This window comes from Citrobacter sp. Cb080 (assembly GCF_030334745.1).
GTDB lineage: Bacteria > Pseudomonadota > Gammaproteobacteria > Enterobacterales > Enterobacteriaceae > Citrobacter > Citrobacter braakii.
Genome location: NZ_JAOWDG010000021.1, coordinates 36,421 through 56,508, shown reverse-complemented (window position 1 = coordinate 56,508; position 20,088 = coordinate 36,421). Strand labels below are relative to the sequence as shown.

Genomic DNA, 20,088 nt, shown 5'->3' with positions numbered 1-20,088 from the left:
TTTCACAGATTGATAACTAACCAGCAACATCCTTATGACACAAAAATAGAAGGTCAATACATCTTATCTTTCAGGATTAAAAAATATGACCACACCCTCAAATTTAGACATCTACCAACTGCTCGACACGCAAAACGGTCGTGTAACCCCACGGATTTATACTGACCCAGAAATTTACCAACTGGAGCTGGAGCGCATCTTCGGGCGCTGCTGGCTATTTCTCGCCCACGAAAGCCAAATCCCCAAAGCCGGTGATTTTTTTAACACCTACATGGGCGAGGATGCGGTCGTGGTGGTTCGCCAGAAAGACGGCAGCATCAAAGCGTTTCTCAACCAGTGCCGCCACCGGGCGATGCGCGTCAGCTACGCCGACTGCGGGAACACTCGCGCCTTTACCTGCCCGTATCACGGCTGGTCGTACGGTATCAATGGCGAGCTGATCGACGTCCCGCTGGAGCCTCGCGCTTACCCGCAAGGGCTATGCAAATCGCACTGGGGACTGAACGAAGTTCCTGGCGTAGAGAGCTATAAAGGGCTGATTTTCGGCAACTGGGACACCACCGCGCCCACGCTACGCGATTATCTCGGCGACATCGCGTGGTATCTCGACGGTGTGCTTGACCGCCGCGAAGGCGGCACAGAAATCGTCGGCGGCGTACAGAAGTGGACCATCGACTGTAACTGGAAATTCCCCGCCGAACAGTTTGCCAGCGATCAGTATCACGCATTGTTCAGTCATGCCTCCGCTGTGCAGGTGTTGGGGGCAAAAGACGACGGTAGCGATAAACGCCTCGGTGACGGACAAACCGCTCGCCCGGTGTGGGAAACCGCCAAAGATGCACTACAGTTCGGCCAGGACGGGCACGGCAGCGGCTTCTTCTTTACCGAAAAGCCGGATGCCAACGTGTGGGTCGACGGCGAAGTCTCCAGCTACTACCGCGACACCTACGCGGAAGCTGAACAGCGTCTGGGTAAGGTTCGTGCCCTGCGTCTGGCCGGTCACAACAACATTTTCCCAACGCTTTCCTGGCTCAATGGTACCGCTACGTTGCGCGTCTGGCATCCGCGCGGTCCTGATCAGGTTGAAGTGTGGGCGTTCTGTATTACCGATAAAGCCGCCTCTGATGAAGTGAAAGCCGCATTTGAAAACAGCGCTACGCGCGCTTTTGGCCCCGCCGGATTCCTTGAACAGGACGACTCGGAAAACTGGTGTGAAATTCAAAAACTTCTGAAGGGCCATCGGGCGCGTAATAGCAAACTGTGCCTGGAAATGGGGTTAGGTCAGGAGAAACGTCGTGAAGACGGCATTCCGGGGATCACCAACTACATCTTCTCAGAAACCGCCGCCCGCGGCATGTATCAGCGCTGGGCTGATTTACTCAGCAGCGAAAGCTGGCAGGAAGTGCAGGAAAAAACCGCCGCTTACCAGCAGGAGGTGATGAAATGAGTGCTTTAGTTTCCCTGGAACTGCATCACCGCATTACGCAGTTTCTCTACCATGAAGCCAGCCTGCTGGATGACTGGCAGTTTCGCGACTGGCTGGCACAGCTGGATGACGACATTCGCTATACCATGCGCACAACGGTCAATGCCCAGACGCGCGACCGTCGCAAAGGCGTGCAGCCGCCAACCACCTGGATTTTTAACGACAACAAAGATCAGCTTGAACGCCGTATTGCACGACTGGAAACCGGGATGGCCTGGGCAGAGGAGCCGCCGTCGCGTACCCGGCACCTGATCAGCAACTGCCAGGTCAGTGAAACCGAAGTGCCGGATGTATTCGCCGTGCGCCTTAACTATCTGCTGTATCGCGCGCAAAAAGAGCGCGATGAAACCTTTTACGTCGGCATGCGCATGGACAAAGTGCGCCGTTTACCGGGCGATGAGTGGCTCTTACTGGAGCGTGAGATCGTGCTGGATCAAGCGGTGATCACCTCCCACAACTTGAGTGTATTGTTCTGATGAGTCGTATTTATGCCTGCCCCGTAGGGGATTTGCCGGAGGGTGAAGCGCTCCGGCTCGACACCTCGCCCGTCATCGCGCTGTTCAACGTTGGCGGCGAGTTTTATGCCATTAACGATCGCTGTAGCCACGGTAATGCCTCGATGTCGGAAGGTTATCTGGAAGACGATGCGACGGTGGAATGCCCGCTGCATGCCGCCAGTTTCTGCCTGAAAACCGGTAAGGCGTTGTGTTTACCTGCCACCGATCCGCTGACCACCTACGCAGTGTACGTGGAAGGTAGCGATGTGTTCGTTGATATTCCAGAGGACGCGAGATGAGCGATTTACGCGATAACGTGGTCTTTATCACCGGCGGCGGCTCCGGTCTTGGCCTGGCGCTGGTCGAGCGTTTCATTGAGGAAGGCGCGCGGGTCGCCACGCTGGAACTTTCGCCAGCCAAAGTCGCCAGCCTGCGCCAACGTTTTGGCGAACATGTGCTGGCAGTAGAAGGCAACGTCACCTGCTACGCCGACTATCAGCGCGCGGTGGATCAAATTCTGGCGCGCTACGGCACGCTGGACTGTTTGATCGGCAACGCCGGGATATGGGATCACAACGCCTCGCTGGTCAATACGCCAGCAGACGCGCTGGAGAGCGGCTTTCATGAGCTGTTTAACGTCAACGTGCTGGGCTATCTGCTGGGCGCAAAAGCCTGCGCCCCTGCGCTTATCGCCAGCGAAGGCAACATCATCTTTACCCTTTCCAACGCGGCGTGGTATCCCGGCGGCGGCGGTCCGTTGTATACCGCCTCTAAACATGCCGCCACCGGGTTGATTCGCCAGTTAGCCTACGAGCTGGCGCCAAAGGTGCGCGTCAACGGCGTCGGTCCGTGCGGCATGGCGACCGATCTGCGCGGCCCACAGGCGCTGGGCCAGGGCGATACGTCGATTATGCAGTCGCTGACGCCGGAAAAAATCGCCGCCATTTTGCCGTTGCAGTTTTTTCCTGAGCCAGCGGATTTTACCGGCCCGTATGTGATGCTGGCGTCAAAGCGCAACAATCGCACATTGAGTGGCGTGATGATCAATGCCGATGCCGGTTTGGGCATTCGCGGTATTCGTCACGTTGCCGCCGGACTGGATCTCTGAGGAGGCGTTATGAGCCATAAAGTTATCGCTATCGTCGGCGGTGGTCAGGCTGCGGCAATGGCCGCCGTCGCACTGCGTCAGCAAGGATTTAACGGCGAATTGCATCTGTTTTCCGATGAGCCGTATCTGCCCTATGAACGCCCTCCGCTCTCCAAAGCGATGCTGCTGGACGAAAATCCACAGCGACAGCCGATCCTGAACGCTGACTGGTGGCGGGAGAACAACGTACAGCTGCATCTTGGCGTCACGCTGCGTCAGATTGACCGCACCTCGCGCACGCTGATGCTCGCCGATGGTCAGTCCTACCGCTGGTCGCAGTTGCTGTTGGCGACCGGGGCCGCCGCCAGACCGCTGCCGCTGCTGGATAAACTGGGCGAACGTTGCTTTACCCTGCGTCACGCCACAGATGCCGAACGTCTGCGCGGTGTCTTGCTGCCGGGCAAGTCGATTGTGATTGTCGGTGCGGGCACCATTGGCCTGGAATTAGCGGCCAGCGCGATCCAACGCGGCTGTAGGGTGACGTTAGTGGAGCTGGCCTCAACGGTAATGGGTCGCAACGCCCCTGCTCCGGTGCGCGACTATCTGCTAAACCGCCACCGACGGGCAGGGGTGCGGGTGCTGCTCAACAGCGCCATTGAGCACGCTGAAGCGGGAGAGTTTCTCTCGCTTACCCTGCAAAACGGCGAGACGCTACAGGCCGATGCGCTGGTTTATGGCATCGGCATCGTGGCGAATGATGCGCAGGCTCGCGAAGCGGGGCTGGAGACGGCTAACGGTATTATCGTTGACTCCGCCTGCATCACCTCCGATCCCGCGATTTTCGCCGCCGGTGATGTGGCGATAACGCGCCAGCCTGACGGTTCGTTAGAACGAGTAGAAAGCTGGGAAAATGCCAATAACCAGGCACAGATTGCCGCTGCCGCAATGCTTAATCTGCCGTTGCCGGAGAAGACGCCAGGCTGGTTCTGGACCGACCAATTTAATGACAATCTGCAATTTGTTGGCGATATGCAAGGGCAAACATGGTTATGTCGTGGCAATCCGGATGACGGCAAGGCTATCTGGTTCCAACTGCATGATGGGAAGCTAATTGGCGCAGTAGCGCTCAACAATGGACGCGAAGTGCGCGCACTGCGTAAGTTAATTCATTCAGGACGAGTGGTAAGCGAGGAAGCGCTATGCGATGAAGGCGTGCCGCTGAAGTCGTTGTGATAGCAGCCTGATAAGCGCATTTTTGCCCAGTCAACAACGCCGGAATAAGTATAGAAGCCGCCGAAGTTGACGTTATTCCTGCCCGTTTCCGGGCAGGGAGTTTAATAAGACTGAATATTCAGAGTCATCTTTTGCCGCATGCTTTCGCCGCATGCCAACAGGGTTAACTGACCAAAATCCGGGCGATGGTGATCGTCAGGCGCATGGCTCATGGGTTCAAAACAGAAAAAATCGAATGCATATCCCTTATCAAATGCCGGATCGGAAACAAAAACAAAATAGCAGGGCGCAGGTGGCTCGGTAGTCATCAAAAGCTGATACCCCAAATCGGGTTGCTGGATTGCCGCAGCCCCATCCCAGCCGGAGAAACCATTATTCACCCAATGTTCAGGCAGCGGAGCGGGCTGATTGAAATCCAGCTCTTGCGGCAAGCTCTCCTGGTGCGCGCCGGTTAGCCAGTGTTCTTTCTCAAGCCAGTAGCCGTTGGCATGCGCCTGTATACGGGTTCCCGGCGACAGCGGGAAATAGGGATGCCAGCCCAGGCCAAACGGGAGCGAATCCCCCTCATTGGTGACGATCAGTTCAACCTCAACCCCGCTGGCGCTCAGGGTAAAAACCTGCTGCGCCGTATAAAGATAGACTCCCTGCCGATGGATATACTCCAGTCTGAGCTGCGTCGGAGAGTGTGCCACACAGCGCCAGCGATTCAGCCAGCCATCGCCGTGAAGGTAATGGCGGTCCCACTCAACGTTAGGTTGCAGCTGATGCTCTCCCGCCGGTGAGCGAAACCGATTTCCGCTCACCCGATTACCGAACGGCACGAGGGGGAAACAAGACGATTCCACCGCAATTCCGCTTTTCAGGCCTGGGCGCAGCACGGGGCTCATTTCCCCCTGATGTTGCCACCACAGTCCCTCAATCGCCCCGCCCTGCTCCGCAACCTGAAGCCGCAGATTGCTATTTTCCAGCGTATAAAGCGTCATCTGGCCCCCTTAATCCGGAAAGTTAATAACCACTTTGCCGCACTTCCCGCTCGCCATCAGCGCATAGGCTTCCCCTGCCTGTTCAAGAGAAAAACGATGCGTAATCGCACTATGCGGCCAAAGCTTCCAGTCGGTCAGATCGCGGGCGCATTTCTCCATATGGAACAGGCTGGTTACCCAGGAGCCAATAATACGCCGCTGGTGATGCATCAGGTCGGCACTCACTTCAAATTCAACTTTCCCGGTTTCACCGATATAGACAACCCGCCCCCAGTCCGCTGTCGACTGCAATGCCAGCAGACGACCCGCTGCATTACCGGAACAATCCAGCGCCACGTCCGCGCCGCCGTGCGTCAGTTCGGCAATCAGCGCCGGTAGATTCTCCGTCGTGGCCAGGAATCCGTTGTCCATCACGCCCAGCTGTTTTGCCGTCGCCAGGCGATCCGGCAGCATATCGACGCCAATAACGCGCTTCGCCCCACGCCCCTTCGCCAGCATCATGGCCATCATGCCGACAGGCCCGAGGCCGACAACCAAAACGTTGTCACTGCCGGACACTTCGCCACGCAGAATACCTTCGTAGGCTGTCCCAACGCCGCAGCTAATAAACGCCCCGTCTTCATAGCTCAGGGCATCCGGGAGATGAATCAGGTCTTTCTCTTCCGCTAATAAATATTCAGCATGACCCCCGTCGCGCTGCCAGCCGTAGGCGGCTTTGCCCTCCCCGGTACAGGAGATCGGAAAACCCCGTCGGCAGTTGGAACAGAATCCGCAGCCGGAAATATGGTAAACCAGCACCCGGTCACCCGCTTTGAAGTGTCGACAGCCAGCCCCGGTTTCAATAATTTGTCCACAAGGTTCATGACCGTTAACAAACCCCTGATACAATGGCTTATCCGGCGCAGCAGCAGTCCCCCTATGCTGATGATAAATATAATGAACATCGCTCCCGCAAATTCCTGATGACTTCATTTTAATAAGAACCTGATTGATCCCCGGCGTTGGCACAGGAATTTCTCTGAGTTCAACGGTGGAATTTCCCGGTAAAAAAGCAGCCAGCATTGTTTTCATCATTCCCTCTACATAAATTAATAAATATTAATGTTTACTGTTACGTTGGGTCAGCAATATATTCGCCAGCACTGCCACCACAATAATTAGTCCGCGAACAACCTGCTGGAAGAAAGAGTTAATTCCCAGCAGCACCAGTCCATTACCAATAAGGGTAATCACCAGTACGCCTAATAAAGTGCCAAACAGTGAACCGCGACCGCCGGACAGCGCGGTGCCTCCGACCACAACCGCCGCAATGACGTCAAACTCCAGTCCATTTGCCGCCCCCGCATTACCTGAGCCAAGCCTGGCGGCCAACAGAATCCCGGTAATGGCAGCCAGCAAACCGGAGAGCGTAAAAATCAAAATACGCACCCGCTTAACGTTAATCCCGCAAAGCTGCGCGGCGGTCGCATTCCCGCCGGTGGCAAAAACGGAGCGACCAAACGCAGTCTTGCGGCTGATAAAGACAAAGATGACGAACAGAATCAGCATAATGAGTGCCGACACCGGGATGCCAAAAAGCTGCCCACCGAGCCATTCCAGCACCTCATTTTCATCAATCGGTACCGGAAGCGCGTTGGTCATAAACAGTCCCATACCGCGTAAGGCGCTCCACAAACCTAATGTGGCCACGAAGCTTGGAACGCTAAATACGCCACGCAATACGCCAGCAAGCGTGCCCAGCGCGGCGCCCAGAATTAACACCATCAGGCAGGCAAGGCTAAGCGGCACCTGAAACTGTAACAGGAAGGCCAGACAGACGGAGATAAACGCCACCATCGGCCCAACACTCACGTCTATCTCACCGGAAATAATAATGAGCGTCATTGCCCATGCGGCAATCCCAATAGTTGCGGCATCCCGGAGGACGTTCATTTGGTTATTTAACGAAATAAATCCTGGCGCGTTCAATGAAAATACCAGATATAAAATAGCAATAACCACCAGCAAACCAATTTCATTAATATGATTGCTAATAAATTGCTTTGGCGCGGTACTTTTGCCTTGCGGCAGCGTTAATGATGAGGCAGACATCTGTTATTTCCTCAATAAACGTAATGGCTAGTGCGTGGATAGAATGGCCGACATTAATTCATCGACATTTACAGGGGCTAAAAGCTCGCGGGTAAATTCGCCGTTTTGCAGCAGCAAAATACGATCGCAAACTAAAGGCAGTTCTTCTATTTCGCTGGAAATGAAGATGACACTTTTTCCTTCTGCGGCCAGCTCACGCACGATACGATATATCTGCTGTTTGGCTTCGATATCGACGCCGCGCGTCGGCTCATCAAGGAGCAAAATTTCGCTTTCGGCATATACCCAGCGTCCAATGACCACCTTTTGCTGATTGCCGCCCGATAACGTCCCGATTGCGGTCTGCGTATTTGCCGCTTTTACCGTCATCCTGCTCATCACCGCCGCCGTCAGCGCCTGGATCCGCTGCCAGTTCAACACGCCACGCTGACTCACCTTGTGTCGGTTGGTCATTACCGTGTTTTCATCCACACCCAGTAGCGGAATGATCCCCGCTTCTTTACGGTTTTCCGGGGTATAGCCCACGCCGCTTTTGAGCATTGCGGCATAATCAGGCTGCGGAGAAATCACGCCGTTCAGCGTGATTTCTCCGCGGGAAAATGACTCTAATCCAATGATTGCCTTGAGTAATTCGCTACGGCCCGATCCCAGCAGACCTGCAATCCCCAGGACTTCGCCCCGGTGCAGCGTAAAGCTAATATTATGTAGCTTTGGCGGATGGCATAATTGCGCAACCTGCAGAACCGGAGTCGTTAGCGAGATGCCGGGTTTAACCCGCGGGAGATCGATATGTTCCCTGCCCAGCATCAACGATACGATTTCCTGAGTGGTCGTGCTCTCCAGCGTAACATCCCCGGCGACCTGACCATCGCGCATGATCGTTGCGCAAGAGGCGATACGGCGGATCTCCTCCATGCGATGACTGACATAAATCACGGCGACGCCCAGCGCTGACATCCGTTTTACCGCGTTGATCACCAACTCAACTTCCGCATTAGCCAGCGAGCTGGTCGGTTCATCGAGAATAACCACCTGCGGCTGGCCTTTCATTACACGGGCAATCTCCACCAGTTGCTTTTGTGCCGGACTCAACGTCCCGACTAAAGCATCGGGTGGAACATCAACACCGAGAGCCGCCAGTGCCTCTGTCGCCTGGCGAGCCATCATAGTCTGATTAATCATGCCATTACGACGCGGCCATTGACCAAGACAGAGATTTTCAGCAACCGTCAATCCCTCAACCAGACTCAGCTCCTGGTATACGGCTCTGACCCCCAACTCCGCTGCGCGTCGCGTCAGCGTGGCATCGCTGCCCTCAAGGCGGGTTCCACCCAACCAAATTTCGCCGCTATCAGGACTTTCACTGCCGGTCAGCATACGAATGAGCGTGGACTTTCCCGCGCCATTTTTCCCCAATAGCGCCCGAACCTCACCTTTTGAGAGCATAAAATTCACGTTATCCAGCGCCACGACGCCGGGATAACGCTTATTTCCTGCGACTATCTTCGCGACCGGTGTCGACGTTTTTTCACTTGCTGTCATCACATCTCTACCTCAGTTAACGGACAAGAGTCATCAAGGCAGACCGTCGACATGCGTAGTCAGCCACTGCTTACCATCTTCAGATTTAACGTAGGTATCGATGTCCACAGGGATGATTTTGTTTGCCTGTGGGGTTTTATTAATCACATTCATGGCTTGTGCGAAAACGGCATTGCCCATTTTCTTACCCGAAATGTCGACAACGGCTTTCAGCACCTGATAGCTTTGCAATTCCTGAGCGATTTCCGTTGTCATATCCGAGCCGAACACGGCAATTTTGCCCGCTTTCCCTTGATTGCGGACCGCTTTAACCGCACCCAGCGTCGCCCCGCCGGACTCCCCCATAATGGCGTCCAGACTGGATGAGGAGATAATCAGCTTTTCGCCCACAGAGATGGCTTTATCGAGAACAGTTCCTTCCTGATTCGCGACAATCTGCATATCCGGAACGCGTGCTTTTAGCGCCTCTTCAAAGCCTTTACGCCGCTGCACACAGACCTCGAACGCTTCACAGTTAATTATCGCAATTTTTGGGGCACTGATTTTTTGTGCAATAAAATAATCAGCCGCGGCCTCCCCCAGCTTTTTACCAAATTCAACCGGATCGCCAACCAGGTAGGCAGAGACATACTTGTCCACGCCTTTATCATTGATACAGGTGTTGTAGCAAATCACCGGAATACCGGCTTCACTGGCCCGGCGAACCGCGCGGCTGCTGCCGTTTTCTGAAACGGCAGAGAGAATAATGGCGTCCACGTTGCGCGCGACCAGCGTATCGATAAACGAACTCTCTTTGGAAATATCGCCCTGAGCATTGGTTTCAATGAGCTGAATTTTTGCCTGATTCTCTAGTGCCGCATCCTGAACGCCCTGACGTACGCCAGCGTAATACCCCTGAGTATCAAGGTAGATTGCACCGACGGTAATCTCTTTCTCTGCGCTAAAGCCGGGGAATGAAATACTCAACAACGTTAACAGTAAATATGAAAAAAATGAGACTACCTTATTTTTAGACATACGTGCCTCCTGTAGGGTCAGGCATTTATTGTTGTTTAGCTTCGGCGGAACATAAGCGTCCGCCGGGCGATTTCACATATTCTAAACATCCCGAAGAAAGCGGCGGGTCAGGCCGCTCAAAGATTACAGTAAACGTTCTTTAGTTAATGAGGTGCAGCACGAAGGGCATTGTCTGTCGAAACAGCGCAGCTTTCGCCCAGGCGGGATTGAGCGCTTCCAGCTCAGATAGCGCCTGCTCGTAGCTTGCTCCGCCGCCCAGTCCTGCCGTCGCCAGGGAGCGCACAAGCAAACATTTCTCCTGATGCTGCTTTTGGATATCGGCATATAACGAGAGGAGATCGGGTTGGGATACCGCGAAGAAATCGGCCTCCACCTGCTCAGCCTCCATGTGTTGCGACCATTGCAGCATATCGTTGAAAAGCTGGTGGCTGGCCGCGTTTTCACCCGTCATCCGCAAGGCAATACCTTGCCAGAAGAGGTAATCCACCGGCTGATCGTTGTAGTAGCTATGAATGTTGATCGTCCGATCGCCCCGCGCCGCTTTCTGGAAACACTCGACAGCACGTTCTTCCATACCCTGCTGCCGGGCGCAAATCCCCAGCCAGAACCAGATATCGTTATCGGTCTGACCCGGCAACCGTCCTTCGCTGAGGTTATCCGGGTAGTGCAGCGCGGCAGTCAGCAACGCTTCAGCCTGCTGCGGACGCTGGTGCTGAATATGCTGCCAGGCTCGCAAAAGGTGATTGATAATAAACTGACTGGTTATTTTTCCTTCGCCACCTTCCCAGGGATGAAACTTACGCGAAGAAAGGATCCCGGCCGCGTGATCCGTTTTCCCGGCGAGATGCCAAAGATGCAGCAGCTCCGCCGTTAAATCGTCGCGTTTCAGTGCCGTAGCGAGATTTGCCTCCAGCCGGGCAAGGCGTTTGCCTGGCTCTGCGGCAGTGAGCTTATCCAGCAGATCGCGCTCAAACAAAAGACGAGCGTCTTGCGGTTGTTGCTCACACGCTTTATCCAGATACGCCGTCGCCAGACTGGCATCAGACAGTTTATTCCACGCATGAATCGCCAGCCCTCGCCAGGCATCAGCAAAATCAGGGGCCATCTCAACACAGCGCTGCCACAGGTGAGTCGCTTTCTCATAGTTACGCCGGCTGTAGTGAAAGCAGGCGAGCAGGTGCTGAGCAAAATAGCACTCTGTGACATTTTCCAGCGCCGCCACTTCCGGCAGCAGATTGGGAAAACGCACAAAGTCAGGAAACACCTCGCGCGCGCGGTTTATCAGCGCAAGGCGCTCATTCCCCTCGCTCAAACTGGCTTGCAAATAGAGCGGTAGCGTTTTCTGGCAGTTAAGCGCGGTCAGGACGGCTTTCGCCCGCTCAGTCATTCCCCAGTCCAGCAATAATCCGGCGGTCTGCAAGGCGTTAATATCCCGCGACTGGCAGACGCCCACCCAGCGGGCCATGTCCGATTCGGCTGCAGAGATCGTCGCTTTCACCCACCAGAAAGTGGGATTCAGCGGATAGTCGCGCAGCAGGTTTTCGGTCAGTTGCAGTGCCTCGCCATGACGACCGGTGAGGTGCAGTAATAATGTTTCGAGAGACAGCACATCCTGGTTGGTCTGACACGCCAGCAGACTCTGCCGACAAAAATTCAGGGCATCATCGTAACGCTCATTTCGCGTAGCCAGCCTGGCAAGCCCATAATATCCGCCCGCTTTGCTGTTACCACTCCACACTGCGCGCCCAAAATCCTCCTGCGCATCGTGCCATTGCTGTAGCCGTTCTCTGGCGCTGGCGCGGATCAGGCTTGCCTGCCCGCACTGCGGATTTTTGTTCAGGCGATGCGCACGCGCCAACGCCTGAGTGGCATAATCGCTCGCTCGTACGTAGTCGGCGCGATTATATTCCAGCATCGCCAGCGCCAGATTGCAGCGGTAATCCAGTGGATCCAGCTCAAGGCCGCGAAGGTAATAGTCGAAAGGTGAACGGCTGGCGTGGTGATATTGCTCCAGATGCTGGCCGATAAACCACGCCTCATCCACGCTGCCGATCTCATCCGCGCTTAGCGGGGCTTTCGCCACTTCCGGCAGCGGTATCTCCTGCGGCTGATGTTCCTGATAACGCAATACGCTCCTGTCGTGGCGATCGGACAGCGTTATCGTCAGACGAGCGGGATTAATCCCGGTTAACGCCCCCTGCACAACGGCGCATGGCATCAGCTCAATCACTTCATCCAACAGCGGCTGCGGGTTCCCCTCTTCGCAAAGGGTAAGACGGTGGGCGGAAAGAGGCGAAATGGCATACACACCCCAGGCAATCCCCTCGTCATCACGCTGTAGTTTAATCACCGCATCGCGCGAGGCGTTCTGTACCATGCCCAGCGAGTGGTAAGGCAGGAAGTATTGCTCAAAACGCTTTTCTTCAAATGGGTCAAGCCAGGTAAAATCCGGTTGGTTATCGGCAAAAATACCGGTCATCAGTTCGATATAAGGCCCATTCTCATCGGTCAGATTTTTATCCCATGCCTGACCAAATTCGCTATACCCCCAGCTCCACTGTTTTTTCCCCGGCGCGATATGATGATCCGCAACATGCAGAAGCCCGCCATTTTCATCATGGCACCAGGCGCCGACAAAATCGTATTCTGACTTTTCCGCCATGTAGGAGGTCGGTACCGGAACATTTTTATAGCGAGAGATATCAACACCCGCCGAATAGTCCACCTTGTAATACGTTCCGGTGGCGATCGGGAAGGCTGAAACCGCACGTTTGCCGTGATCAAACACCGCGGTGACATCCGGTGGAAAGACGCTTTGATGCCCGTCGCCACCTTTCACTGCCGGATTCGCCCACCATAAGAAATGACGCGGCGTGGCATTGCTGTTGTAGACCCGACTGCCAATCTCCAGCGCTGCACGTTGCGGGCGCAGAGTAAATCCGGTCATCACCTGCAGCCCATGCATCGGCTCTGTCTCGCCAACCCACACTGTTTTTGAGCCATCGTCATTTTCGCTAATCGTAAAATCCACCGGCATATACGTAGTGGGTCGATGGTGCTGCGGCCAGTTGAACTCGATCCCCCCGGAGATCCACGGACCAAGCAGCCCCACCAGCGCGGGTTTGATAACGTCATTGTGATAAACGAAATCACGCTGCCTCACCTTATCCCATGCGCGATGCACGCGGCCCCCAAGCTGAGGCAGGATCATGATTTTGATATAATCATTTTCCAGCCATACCGCCTGCCAGGCCTTTAACGTTTTATCCTCGCTCAGCGTATCCGTCACACCGTAGGGATACACGGCCCCGGAAGACCCCTGATAAACCCGATTCTCCAGAAACATGGGATGTACATCCTGCGCCCCCGTTTCATAGGTCGGAATATGTACCGTCTCCTGCCAAACGTTTACTGAACTCATAACGCCCTCAAAGTTAACAAGACATACTAGAGTGAAATAATGAGAGCAGTGTAATGGACAGAATTACGGGTTTTACGCACAATAATCACGCAATTTAGTTAACAAGGTTTAGTGTATGAAAGCCTGCATTAACAATCAGCAAATTCGCCATTACAACAAGGGTGTGCTGCTGGAGTACCTGTATCGCAAGAAACGAGCCAGCAAATCGACCCTCGCCCGACTGGCACAAATCTCGATTCCTGCCGTCAGCAATATTCTTCAGGAGCTGGAGGAAGAGGGACGCGTCGTAAATGTACCGGACGACCGTCTGTCACGCGGCCATAGCAGCGGCGCCTGGCTTATCGCCCCGGAGGGTGACTGGACCTTATGCATGAACATCACGCCTACCAGTATCGAGTGCCAGCTTGGCAACGCCTGCCTGAGTCCAAAAGGCGACGTTGAATACCATGCGATTGACGCCCCCCATCCCCAGGCATTACTCGCGGCCATTGAGAAATGCTGGCATCAGTACCGTAAAAATTGGCCTAATCGAAAAATCAATCTGGCGTTGGCGGTTCATGGACAGGTTGATGCGGGAACTGGCGTATCGCAGACGATGCCGCAGGCGCCCTGGAAACAACCCGTGGAGTTGAAATACCTACTGGAAGAAAAACTCAACGTGCGCGTCATGGTCGATAACGATTGTGTGATGCTGGCGCTGGCGGAAAAATGGCAAAACGACGGTCAGTATCGGGACTTTTGCGTCATCAATGTCGATTATGGTATTGGCTCATCATTTGTTATCAACGACCAGGTATGGCGCGGCAGTCTCTACGGCAGCGGACAAATCGGGCACACGATTATCAACCCTGATGGCGTAGCCTGCGATTGTGGTCGATACGGTTGTCTGGAAACCGTAGCGTCCCTCAGCGCGCTAAAAAAACAGGCGAGAATGTGGTTAAAAACGCGCCCCGATCTCGCTGATAATCCTGAAGCACTAACCATTGATGCCTTGATTGAAAAATGGCAACAGGGGGATTTACGCCTTCATGCCTGGGTTGAAGACTCGGCCAACGCCATCGGACTTAGTCTCTACAACTTCCTGAATACCTTAAATATAAACAATATTTTGTTATACGGCCGCAGCTGTGGCTTTGGGGAAGAGTGGCTGAATATCATCATCAGGCAGACGGGATTTAACCCCTTCGATCATCGTGACGCGACTCGCACCAGAGCAACCCAAATCGGCTTTGGCAAGCTGAGCCGCGCACAACAGCTGATGGGAATTGGTTATCTGTATGTGGAGGAGCAACTACAGACGATTCGTTGACCGGGATGAGCATGAAAAAAGGCCGCATCAGCGGCCTTTCGTTTTGCGTTAAGCAGAATTACGCGTAAACCGGGAAGCGTGCGCAGATATCCAGAACTTTACCTTTGACGCGCTCGATAACGGCTTCGTCATTGATGTTGTCCAGAACGTCACACATCCAGCCAGCCAGCTCTTTCACTTCCGCTTCTTTAAAGCCACGGCGAGTTACAGCCGGAGAACCGATACGGATACCGGAAGTCACAAACGGACTCTTCGGATCGTTCGGCACGCTGTTTTTGTTAACAGTGATGTTAGCGCGGCCCAGTGCGGCGTCAGCTTCTTTACCGGTCAGGTTTTTATCAACCAGATCCAGCAGGAACAGGTGGTTTTCAGTACCGCCAGATACCACTTTGTAGCCACGGTTCAGGAACACTTCCACCATCGCTTTGGCGTTTTTGGCAACCTGCTGCTGGTAAACCTTAAACTCAGGCTCCATCGCTTCTTTCAGCGCCACGGCTTTCGCCGCGATCACGTGCATCAGCGGGCCGCCCTGCGCGCTTGGGAACACCGCGGAGTTCAGTTTTTTGTACAGCTCTTCGTCACCGCCTTTCGCCAGGATCAGGCCGCCGCGCGGACCCGCCAGGGTTTTGTGGGTGGTGGTGGTCACTACGTGTGCGTGTGGAACCGGGTTCGGGTAAACGCCTGCGGCGATAAGGCCCGCAACGTGCGCCATGTCAACGAACAGGTATGCGCCAATGCTGTCGGCGATTTCACGCATTTTTGCCCAGTCAACAACGCCGGAGTAAGCAGAGAAGCCGCCGATGATCATCTTCGGCTTGTGCTCTTTGGCCTGCTTAGCCATATCTTCGTAGTCAATTTTACCGGACTCATCAATACCGTAAGGGATGATGTTGTACAGCTTGCCAGAGAAGTTAACCGGGGAACCGTGAGTCAGGTGGCCGCCTTGCGCCAGGTTCATACCCAGAACGGTATCACCCGGTTGCAGCAGAGCGGTGTAAACAGCGAAGTTAGCCTGGGAGCCGGAGTGCGGCTGTACGTTAGCGTAGTCAGCGCCAAACAGCTCTTTTGCACGATCGATAGCCAATTGCTCAACGATATCAACGTACTCACAACCGCCGTAGTAGCGCTTGCCCGGATAACCTTCAGCGTATTTGTTGGTCAGCTGAGAACCCTGCGCCTGCATAACACGCGGGCTGGTGTAGTTTTCGGAGGCGATCAGTTCGATGTGCTCTTCCTGACGTACTTTTTCCTGCTCCATAGCCTGCCACAGTTCGGCATCATAATCGGCAATGTTCATTTCACGCTTTAACATCCGCATCTCCTGACTCAGCTAACAATAGAATTTCGGCCTAAAAAGGCAGTCCCGTTGGACGACGGCGAACAGTATAACCGAATCATTCTTCGATAACAGGTCTTGACAAAGGATTTTACGCAAACGATTACCTTCACGGCGCGCAAGGCTTTGGAGAACAAAGGTCTGCTGAATTTCAACGGATTTCTTTTCAGGTTTGTGATGCAGATTTTTCACGATGTAACCTTTACAACGCAAAGTTACAAAGAACCATTTACAATGCAGGGGTATTTTTTATAAGATGCATTTGACATACATCATTGAAATTTCAGATAAAGGAAGACCGTATGCTTGACGCACAAACCATCGCTACAGTGAAAGCCACCATTCCCCTGCTGGTTGAAACAGGCCCGAAGCTGACCGCCCATTTCTACGATCGCATGTTTACGCATAACCCAGAGTTGAAAGAAATCTTCAACATGAGTAACCAGCGTAATGGCGATCAGCGGGAAGCGCTGTTTAATGCTATTGCCGCGTATGCCAGCAATATCGAGAACCTGGCGGCGCTGTTGCCTGCCGTTGAGAAAATCGCGCAGAAGCATACCAGCTTCCAGATTAAGCCGGAGCAGTACAACATCGTAGGTGGCCATTTGCTGGCAACGCTGGACGAAATGTTCAGCCCAGGCCAGGAAGTTCTGGATGCATGGGGCAAAGCATACGGCGTGCTGGCGAACGTTTTCATCAACCGTGAAGCGCAGATCTACAGCGAAAATGCCAATAAAAATGGCGGCTGGGAAGGTACCCGTCCTTTCCGCATCGTGGCAAAAAACCCACGCAGTGCGCTTATCACCAGCTTTGAATTTGAACCTGTCGACGGTGGCGCAGTGGCTGAATATCATCCGGGGCAATACCTGGGCGTCTGGCTGAAGCCGGAAGGTTTCCCGCATCAGGAAATTCGTCAGTACTCACTGACCCGTAAACCCGATGGCAAAGGCTACCGTATTGCTGTGAAGCGTGAAGACGGTGGTCAGGTTTCCACCTGGCTGCACAACCATGCGAATGTTGGCGACATCGTTCACTTAGCCGCACCTGCGGGCGATTTCTTTATGGACGTCGCGACCGATACCCCAGTGTCTCTGATTTCAGCAGGCGTAGGTCAGACCCCGATGCTGGCGATGCTGGATACGCTGGCAAAAGCGAATCATACGGCGCAGGTTAACTGGTTCCACGCGGCAGAAAATGGCGATGTACATGCCTTTGCCGATGAAGTGAATGAACTGGGCAAAACGCTGCCACGCTTTAGCGCACACACCTGGTATCGTGAGCCAACCGAAGCCGATCGCGCGAAAGGTGCGTTTGATAGCGTTGGTCTGATGGATTTGAACAAACGGGAAGGCGCAATCAGCGATCCGGCGATGCAGTTTTATCTGTGCGGTCCGGTTGGCTTTATGCAGTTTGCCGCGAAGCAGCTGGTCGGCCTGGGCGTGAAAAACGAGAACATTCATTACGAATGCTTCGGCCCGCATAAAGTCTTGTAATTACATCATGCCTGAAGGCGCTGCGCTTATCAGGCCTACGGGATATTGTAGGCCTGATAAGGTGTTTACACCGCCATCCGGCAAGCACGGCGCGGCTTAGATTGCCGCGTCGTCTTCTTCACCGGTGCGAATACGAATCACGCGTGCCACGTCGAAGACAAAAATCTTACCGTCGCCGATTTTACCGGTCTGGGCAGTACGAATAATGGTATCGACGCAGGTATCGACGATATCGTCGGTGACCACAATTTCAATTTTTACCTTCGGCAGAAAATCCACCATATATTCCGCACCACGGTACAGCTCAGTATGGCCTTTCTGACGGCCAAACCCTTTCACTTCTGTTACAGTCATACCGGTAATGCCGACTTCAGCCAGCGCTTCGCGGACGTCGTCCAGCTTGAAGGGTTTAATAATCGCATCAATCTTTTTCATGCTATTCCTTGAAAAGGTCGCCTGTCTTTTGATCGAATAAAACTAACATAATCCGCAGATTTATTCTTTGAAATCGTTTGCATCCAGCTCATGGCGAGAGAGCAACTTGTAGAATTCGGTGCGGTTGCGCCCCGCCATTCGCGCCGCATGGGTCACATTGCCCTTGGTGATTTGCAACAGCTTACGCAGGTAGTTGAGTTCAAACTGGTTACGCGCTTCAACAAAGGTCGGCAGCGCGGTGTTCTCCCCTTCCAGCGCCTGCTCCACCAGCGCGTCGCTGATCACCGGCGAAGAGGTCAACGCCACGCACTGCTCAATCACGTTAACCAACTGACGCACGTTACCAGGCCAACTGGCGGTCATTAACCGTTTCATGGCATCGGTCGAAAAGGCGCGCACGAACGGTTTGTGTCGTTCAGCAGACTGGCGCAGCAGATGGTTTGCCAGCAGCGGAATATCTTCCGTACGCTCGGCCAGCGCCGGGATCTTCAAACTCACCACGTTGAGGCGATAGTACAAATCTTCGCGAAATTCCCCCCGAGCCATCGCTTTGGGTAAATCACGGTGGGTCGCGGAAACGATCCGCACATCAATATCGATATCGCGGTTACTGCCCAGCGGCCTCACTTTTCGCTCCTGCAATACACGTAGCAATTTAACCTGCAACGGCGCGGGCATATCGCCAATCTCATCGAGAAACAGCGTCCCGCCTTCCGCGGCCTGAAACAGCCCTTCACGATTGCTCACCGCGCCGGTAAAGGCGCCGCGCGCATGACCAAACAGCTCAGACTCCAGCAGTTGTTCCGGCAATGCGCCGCAGTTAATGGCAATAAAGGGCTTGTGGCTGCGCGGGCTGGCGTTGTGAATGGCCTGGGCAAAAACTTCTTTCCCGGTTCCGCTTTGGCCGTTGATCAATACGCTTACGTCCGATTGCGCCACCATGCGCACCTGTTCCAGCAGGCGCAGCATCAGTGGGCTGCGGGTGACGATGGACTCACGCCAGCTGTCATCAGCGGCAGGCGCAGACTGTTCCAACGCCCCGTCGATCGCATGGTATAACGCGTCTTTATCGACCGGCTTAGTGAGAAAGCTGAACACCCCTTGTTGAGTCGCCGCAACGGCGTCGGGGATGGAACCGTGAGCGGTGAGGATAATAACCGGCATTCCCGGCTGCACTTTCTGGATTTCAGTAAACAGCTGCATGCCGTCCATTTCATCCATGCGCAGATCGCTAATAACCAGATCCACTTTTTCACGGTTCAGTACCCGTAACCCTTCCTGCCCGCTTTCTGCGGTTACGACGCTGTAGCCTTCGCTGGTCAGGCGCATTCCAAGTAATTTCAACAGACCGGGATCGTCATCCACCAGCAGCAGATGCGCGGGCTTACGGCTTATCATGGCGTGACCTCATCGGCAGACGGCGCTGCGCCTTCCTCGTTATCAGGTGGGGTGAGTTTATCGTTCCCGTGCGGCGCATCAGGGTTGTAACTACCGGCAGGTTTGCGCGTGGAAAGCTGGCGTTCAATATCGGTTAGATTCTCCAGCTTGCGGGTCGTGAGATCGAGCTGAGACTGCAAATGTTGTTGCTGCTGACGTAGCGTATCAAGATCGCTGTCTGACGCCTGCTGAAGCTTGCTGTAGCGCATACGCTCTTCGGCCAGTTGCAACTGCAACGTCTGACTGCTGCGCCAGACCTGATACAGCGGCCGTACCTGTGGCGGAATTTGCGGGCTTAATGCGTCGAGGCGCGTAACCGTCTCCCGCCTTTCAGGCGGCGTAATGTTGGCGTTATCAAGCAGGATCCCGCGCCTGAAAGCCCCCTGCCAGGTATCAGGCATCATCGTGCTGGCTTCACTACGCGCCTGTACCGGCATCAGGCGATTGGCGCAATCCATCGCCCGCAGCCAGTACAGCGGATTGGTCTCTGTGGGCTGACCAGACAGCGACCAGATATCGCTACAGTCGGTAGCAAGGTAGTCCGCCAGTTGATGAGGCGGAATTTTCTCCTGCGAAGGGTCGCCGATAATATGATTCACCGCGTTCGGGACGCAGCCTACCAGCGCCAGACACGGCAGGCTTGCGAGGATGACGCGACGGAAAAAATGTCGTTTAAGCATTCGGACAACAACGTATGGCATACTCACCAGACTTAGGTTTA

17 protein-coding genes are annotated in these 20,088 nt (G+C 54.3%); 7 read left to right on the top strand and 10 right to left on the bottom strand.

All coding sequences use genetic code 11. The features are described from left to right. Nucleotides 1-85 precede the first annotated feature (85 nt). The 5 genes from hcaE to hcaD are packed head-to-tail and all read left to right on the top strand — an operon-like array spanning nt 86 to nt 4,303. Nucleotides 86-1,447, top strand: coding sequence for a 3-phenylpropionate/cinnamic acid dioxygenase subunit alpha (gene hcaE / locus OGV38_RS00505; RefSeq protein WP_049041536.1), 1,362 nt, complete (start codon nt 86-88; stop codon nt 1,445-1,447). Beyond that, complete coding sequence (gene hcaF, locus OGV38_RS00500) at nt 1,444-1,962, top strand: 3-phenylpropionate/cinnamic acid dioxygenase subunit beta (protein ID WP_202195619.1); 519 nt, start codon at nt 1,444-1,446, stop codon at nt 1,960-1,962. The genes hcaE and hcaF overlap by 4 nt, the downstream gene beginning before the upstream one ends. Continuing rightward, on the top strand, nt 1,962-2,282 hold the full coding sequence (gene hcaC, locus OGV38_RS00495) for a 3-phenylpropionate/cinnamic acid dioxygenase ferredoxin subunit (RefSeq protein ID WP_016154025.1): 321 nt from the start codon (nt 1,962-1,964) through the stop codon (nt 2,280-2,282). The genes hcaF and hcaC overlap by 1 nt, the downstream gene beginning before the upstream one ends. After that, nucleotides 2,279-3,091, top strand: a complete 813-nt coding sequence (hcaB, locus tag OGV38_RS00490) for a 3-phenylpropionate-dihydrodiol/cinnamic acid-dihydrodiol dehydrogenase (protein WP_019077395.1) — start codon at nt 2,279-2,281, stop codon at nt 3,089-3,091. The genes hcaC and hcaB overlap by 4 nt, the downstream gene beginning before the upstream one ends. Nucleotides 3,092-3,100: 9 nt before the next feature. Further along, complete coding sequence (hcaD, locus tag OGV38_RS00485) at nt 3,101-4,303, top strand: phenylpropionate dioxygenase ferredoxin reductase subunit (RefSeq protein ID WP_269517400.1); 1,203 nt, start codon at nt 3,101-3,103, stop codon at nt 4,301-4,303. A gap of 101 nt (nt 4,304-4,404) precedes the next feature. Here the strand turns inward: hcaD and OGV38_RS00480 are convergent, their stop codons facing one another. The 6 genes from OGV38_RS00480 to OGV38_RS00455 all read right to left on the bottom strand — a co-directional run bounded on the left by OGV38_RS00480 (nt 4,405) and on the right by OGV38_RS00455 (nt 13,357). Continuing rightward, a complete protein-coding gene (locus tag OGV38_RS00480) occupies nt 4,405-5,286 on the bottom strand; it encodes an aldose 1-epimerase (RefSeq protein WP_016157153.1) in 882 nt (293 codons plus the stop codon). Between the two features lie 9 nt (nt 5,287-5,295). Continuing rightward, nucleotides 5,296-6,357, bottom strand: a complete 1,062-nt coding sequence (locus tag OGV38_RS00475) for a zinc-dependent alcohol dehydrogenase family protein (RefSeq protein WP_049041530.1) — start codon at nt 6,355-6,357, stop codon at nt 5,296-5,298. 27 nt (nt 6,358-6,384) lie between these two features. Beyond that, nucleotides 6,385-7,377, bottom strand: a complete 993-nt coding sequence (locus tag OGV38_RS00470; protein WP_016154030.1) for an ABC transporter permease — start codon at nt 7,375-7,377, stop codon at nt 6,385-6,387. Nucleotides 7,378-7,404: 27 nt separating this feature from the next. Further along, nucleotides 7,405-8,919 carry a sugar ABC transporter ATP-binding protein gene (locus tag OGV38_RS00465; RefSeq protein ID WP_502874066.1) on the bottom strand — a complete coding sequence of 505 codons (1,515 nt, stop codon included), beginning with the start codon at nt 8,917-8,919 and terminating at the stop codon, nt 7,405-7,407. Nucleotides 8,920-8,952: 33 nt separating this feature from the next. Beyond that, nucleotides 8,953-9,936: a substrate-binding domain-containing protein gene (locus OGV38_RS00460; protein ID WP_286472828.1), complete on the bottom strand. Its 984-nt coding sequence runs from the start codon at nt 9,934-9,936 to the stop codon at nt 8,953-8,955. Nucleotides 9,937-10,075: 139 nt separating this feature from the next. Next, on the bottom strand, nt 10,076-13,357 hold the full coding sequence (locus tag OGV38_RS00455; RefSeq protein ID WP_286472827.1) for a DUF5107 domain-containing protein: 3,282 nt from the start codon (nt 13,355-13,357) through the stop codon (nt 10,076-10,078). A gap of 115 nt (nt 13,358-13,472) precedes the next feature. On the opposite strand from OGV38_RS00455, the gene OGV38_RS00450 reads away from it, so the two are divergent. Further along, nucleotides 13,473-14,666, top strand: coding sequence for an ROK family transcriptional regulator (locus OGV38_RS00450; RefSeq protein WP_016154034.1), 1,194 nt, complete (start codon nt 13,473-13,475; stop codon nt 14,664-14,666). A gap of 58 nt (nt 14,667-14,724) precedes the next feature. On the opposite strand, the gene glyA is transcribed toward OGV38_RS00450, so the two are convergent. Further along, nucleotides 14,725-15,978 (bottom strand): serine hydroxymethyltransferase, encoded by a 1,254-nt coding sequence (gene glyA / locus OGV38_RS00445; protein WP_003835277.1) that lies wholly within the window; start codon nt 15,976-15,978, stop codon nt 14,725-14,727. Between the two features lie 326 nt (nt 15,979-16,304). Here glyA and hmpA point away from each other — a divergent pair, with 326 nt between their 5' ends. Further along, a complete protein-coding gene (hmpA, locus tag OGV38_RS00440; protein WP_269517403.1) occupies nt 16,305-17,495 on the top strand; it encodes an NO-inducible flavohemoprotein in 1,191 nt (396 codons plus the stop codon). Between the two features lie 96 nt (nt 17,496-17,591). Here the strand turns inward: hmpA and glnB are convergent, their stop codons facing one another. From glnB to qseG, 3 genes are read right to left on the bottom strand one after another with little or no spacing between them, the layout of a single operon-like run. After that, nucleotides 17,592-17,930 (bottom strand): nitrogen regulatory protein P-II, encoded by a 339-nt coding sequence (gene glnB / locus OGV38_RS00435; protein ID WP_002914032.1) that lies wholly within the window; start codon nt 17,928-17,930, stop codon nt 17,592-17,594. Between the two features lie 60 nt (nt 17,931-17,990). Continuing rightward, nucleotides 17,991-19,325 (bottom strand): two-component system response regulator GlrR, encoded by a 1,335-nt coding sequence (gene glrR / locus OGV38_RS00430; protein WP_332113124.1) that lies wholly within the window; start codon nt 19,323-19,325, stop codon nt 17,991-17,993. Continuing rightward, nucleotides 19,325-20,068, bottom strand: coding sequence for a two-component system QseEF-associated lipoprotein QseG (gene qseG / locus OGV38_RS00425; protein ID WP_049041523.1), 744 nt, complete (start codon nt 20,066-20,068; stop codon nt 19,325-19,327). Before qseG ends, glrR begins: the two co-directional genes overlap by 1 nt. Nucleotides 20,069-20,088: the final 20 nt, after the last annotated feature.

Coding starts and splice junctions, on each gene's coding strand:
- hcaC (WP_016154025.1), top strand. CDS start 1,962: ATGAGTCGTATTTATGCCTGCCCCGTAGGGGATTTGCCGGAGGGTGAA.
- OGV38_RS00455 (WP_286472827.1), bottom strand. CDS start 13,357: ATGAGTTCAGTAAACGTTTGGCAGGAGACGGTACATATTCCGACCTAT.
- hmpA (WP_269517403.1), top strand. CDS start 16,305: ATGCTTGACGCACAAACCATCGCTACAGTGAAAGCCACCATTCCCCTG.
- OGV38_RS00480 (WP_016157153.1), bottom strand. CDS start 5,286: ATGACGCTTTATACGCTGGAAAATAGCAATCTGCGGCTTCAGGTTGCG.
- OGV38_RS00470 (WP_016154030.1), bottom strand. CDS start 7,377: ATGTCTGCCTCATCATTAACGCTGCCGCAAGGCAAAAGTACCGCGCCA.
- hcaB (WP_019077395.1), top strand. CDS start 2,279: ATGAGCGATTTACGCGATAACGTGGTCTTTATCACCGGCGGCGGCTCC.
- OGV38_RS00475 (WP_049041530.1), bottom strand. CDS start 6,357: ATGAAAACAATGCTGGCTGCTTTTTTACCGGGAAATTCCACCGTTGAA.
- glnB (WP_002914032.1), bottom strand. CDS start 17,930: ATGAAAAAGATTGATGCGATTATTAAACCCTTCAAGCTGGACGACGTC.
- glyA (WP_003835277.1), bottom strand. CDS start 15,978: ATGTTAAAGCGTGAAATGAACATTGCCGATTATGATGCCGAACTGTGG.
- OGV38_RS00465 (WP_502874066.1), bottom strand. CDS start 8,919: ATGACAGCAAGTGAAAAAACGTCGACACCGGTCGCGAAGATAGTCGCA.
- hcaD (WP_269517400.1), top strand. CDS start 3,101: ATGAGCCATAAAGTTATCGCTATCGTCGGCGGTGGTCAGGCTGCGGCA.
- qseG (WP_049041523.1), bottom strand. CDS start 20,068: ATGCCATACGTTGTTGTCCGAATGCTTAAACGACATTTTTTCCGTCGC.
- OGV38_RS00450 (WP_016154034.1), top strand. CDS start 13,473: ATGAAAGCCTGCATTAACAATCAGCAAATTCGCCATTACAACAAGGGT.
- hcaF (WP_202195619.1), top strand. CDS start 1,444: ATGAGTGCTTTAGTTTCCCTGGAACTGCATCACCGCATTACGCAGTTT.
- OGV38_RS00460 (WP_286472828.1), bottom strand. CDS start 9,936: ATGTCTAAAAATAAGGTAGTCTCATTTTTTTCATATTTACTGTTAACG.
- hcaE (WP_049041536.1), top strand. CDS start 86: ATGACCACACCCTCAAATTTAGACATCTACCAACTGCTCGACACGCAA.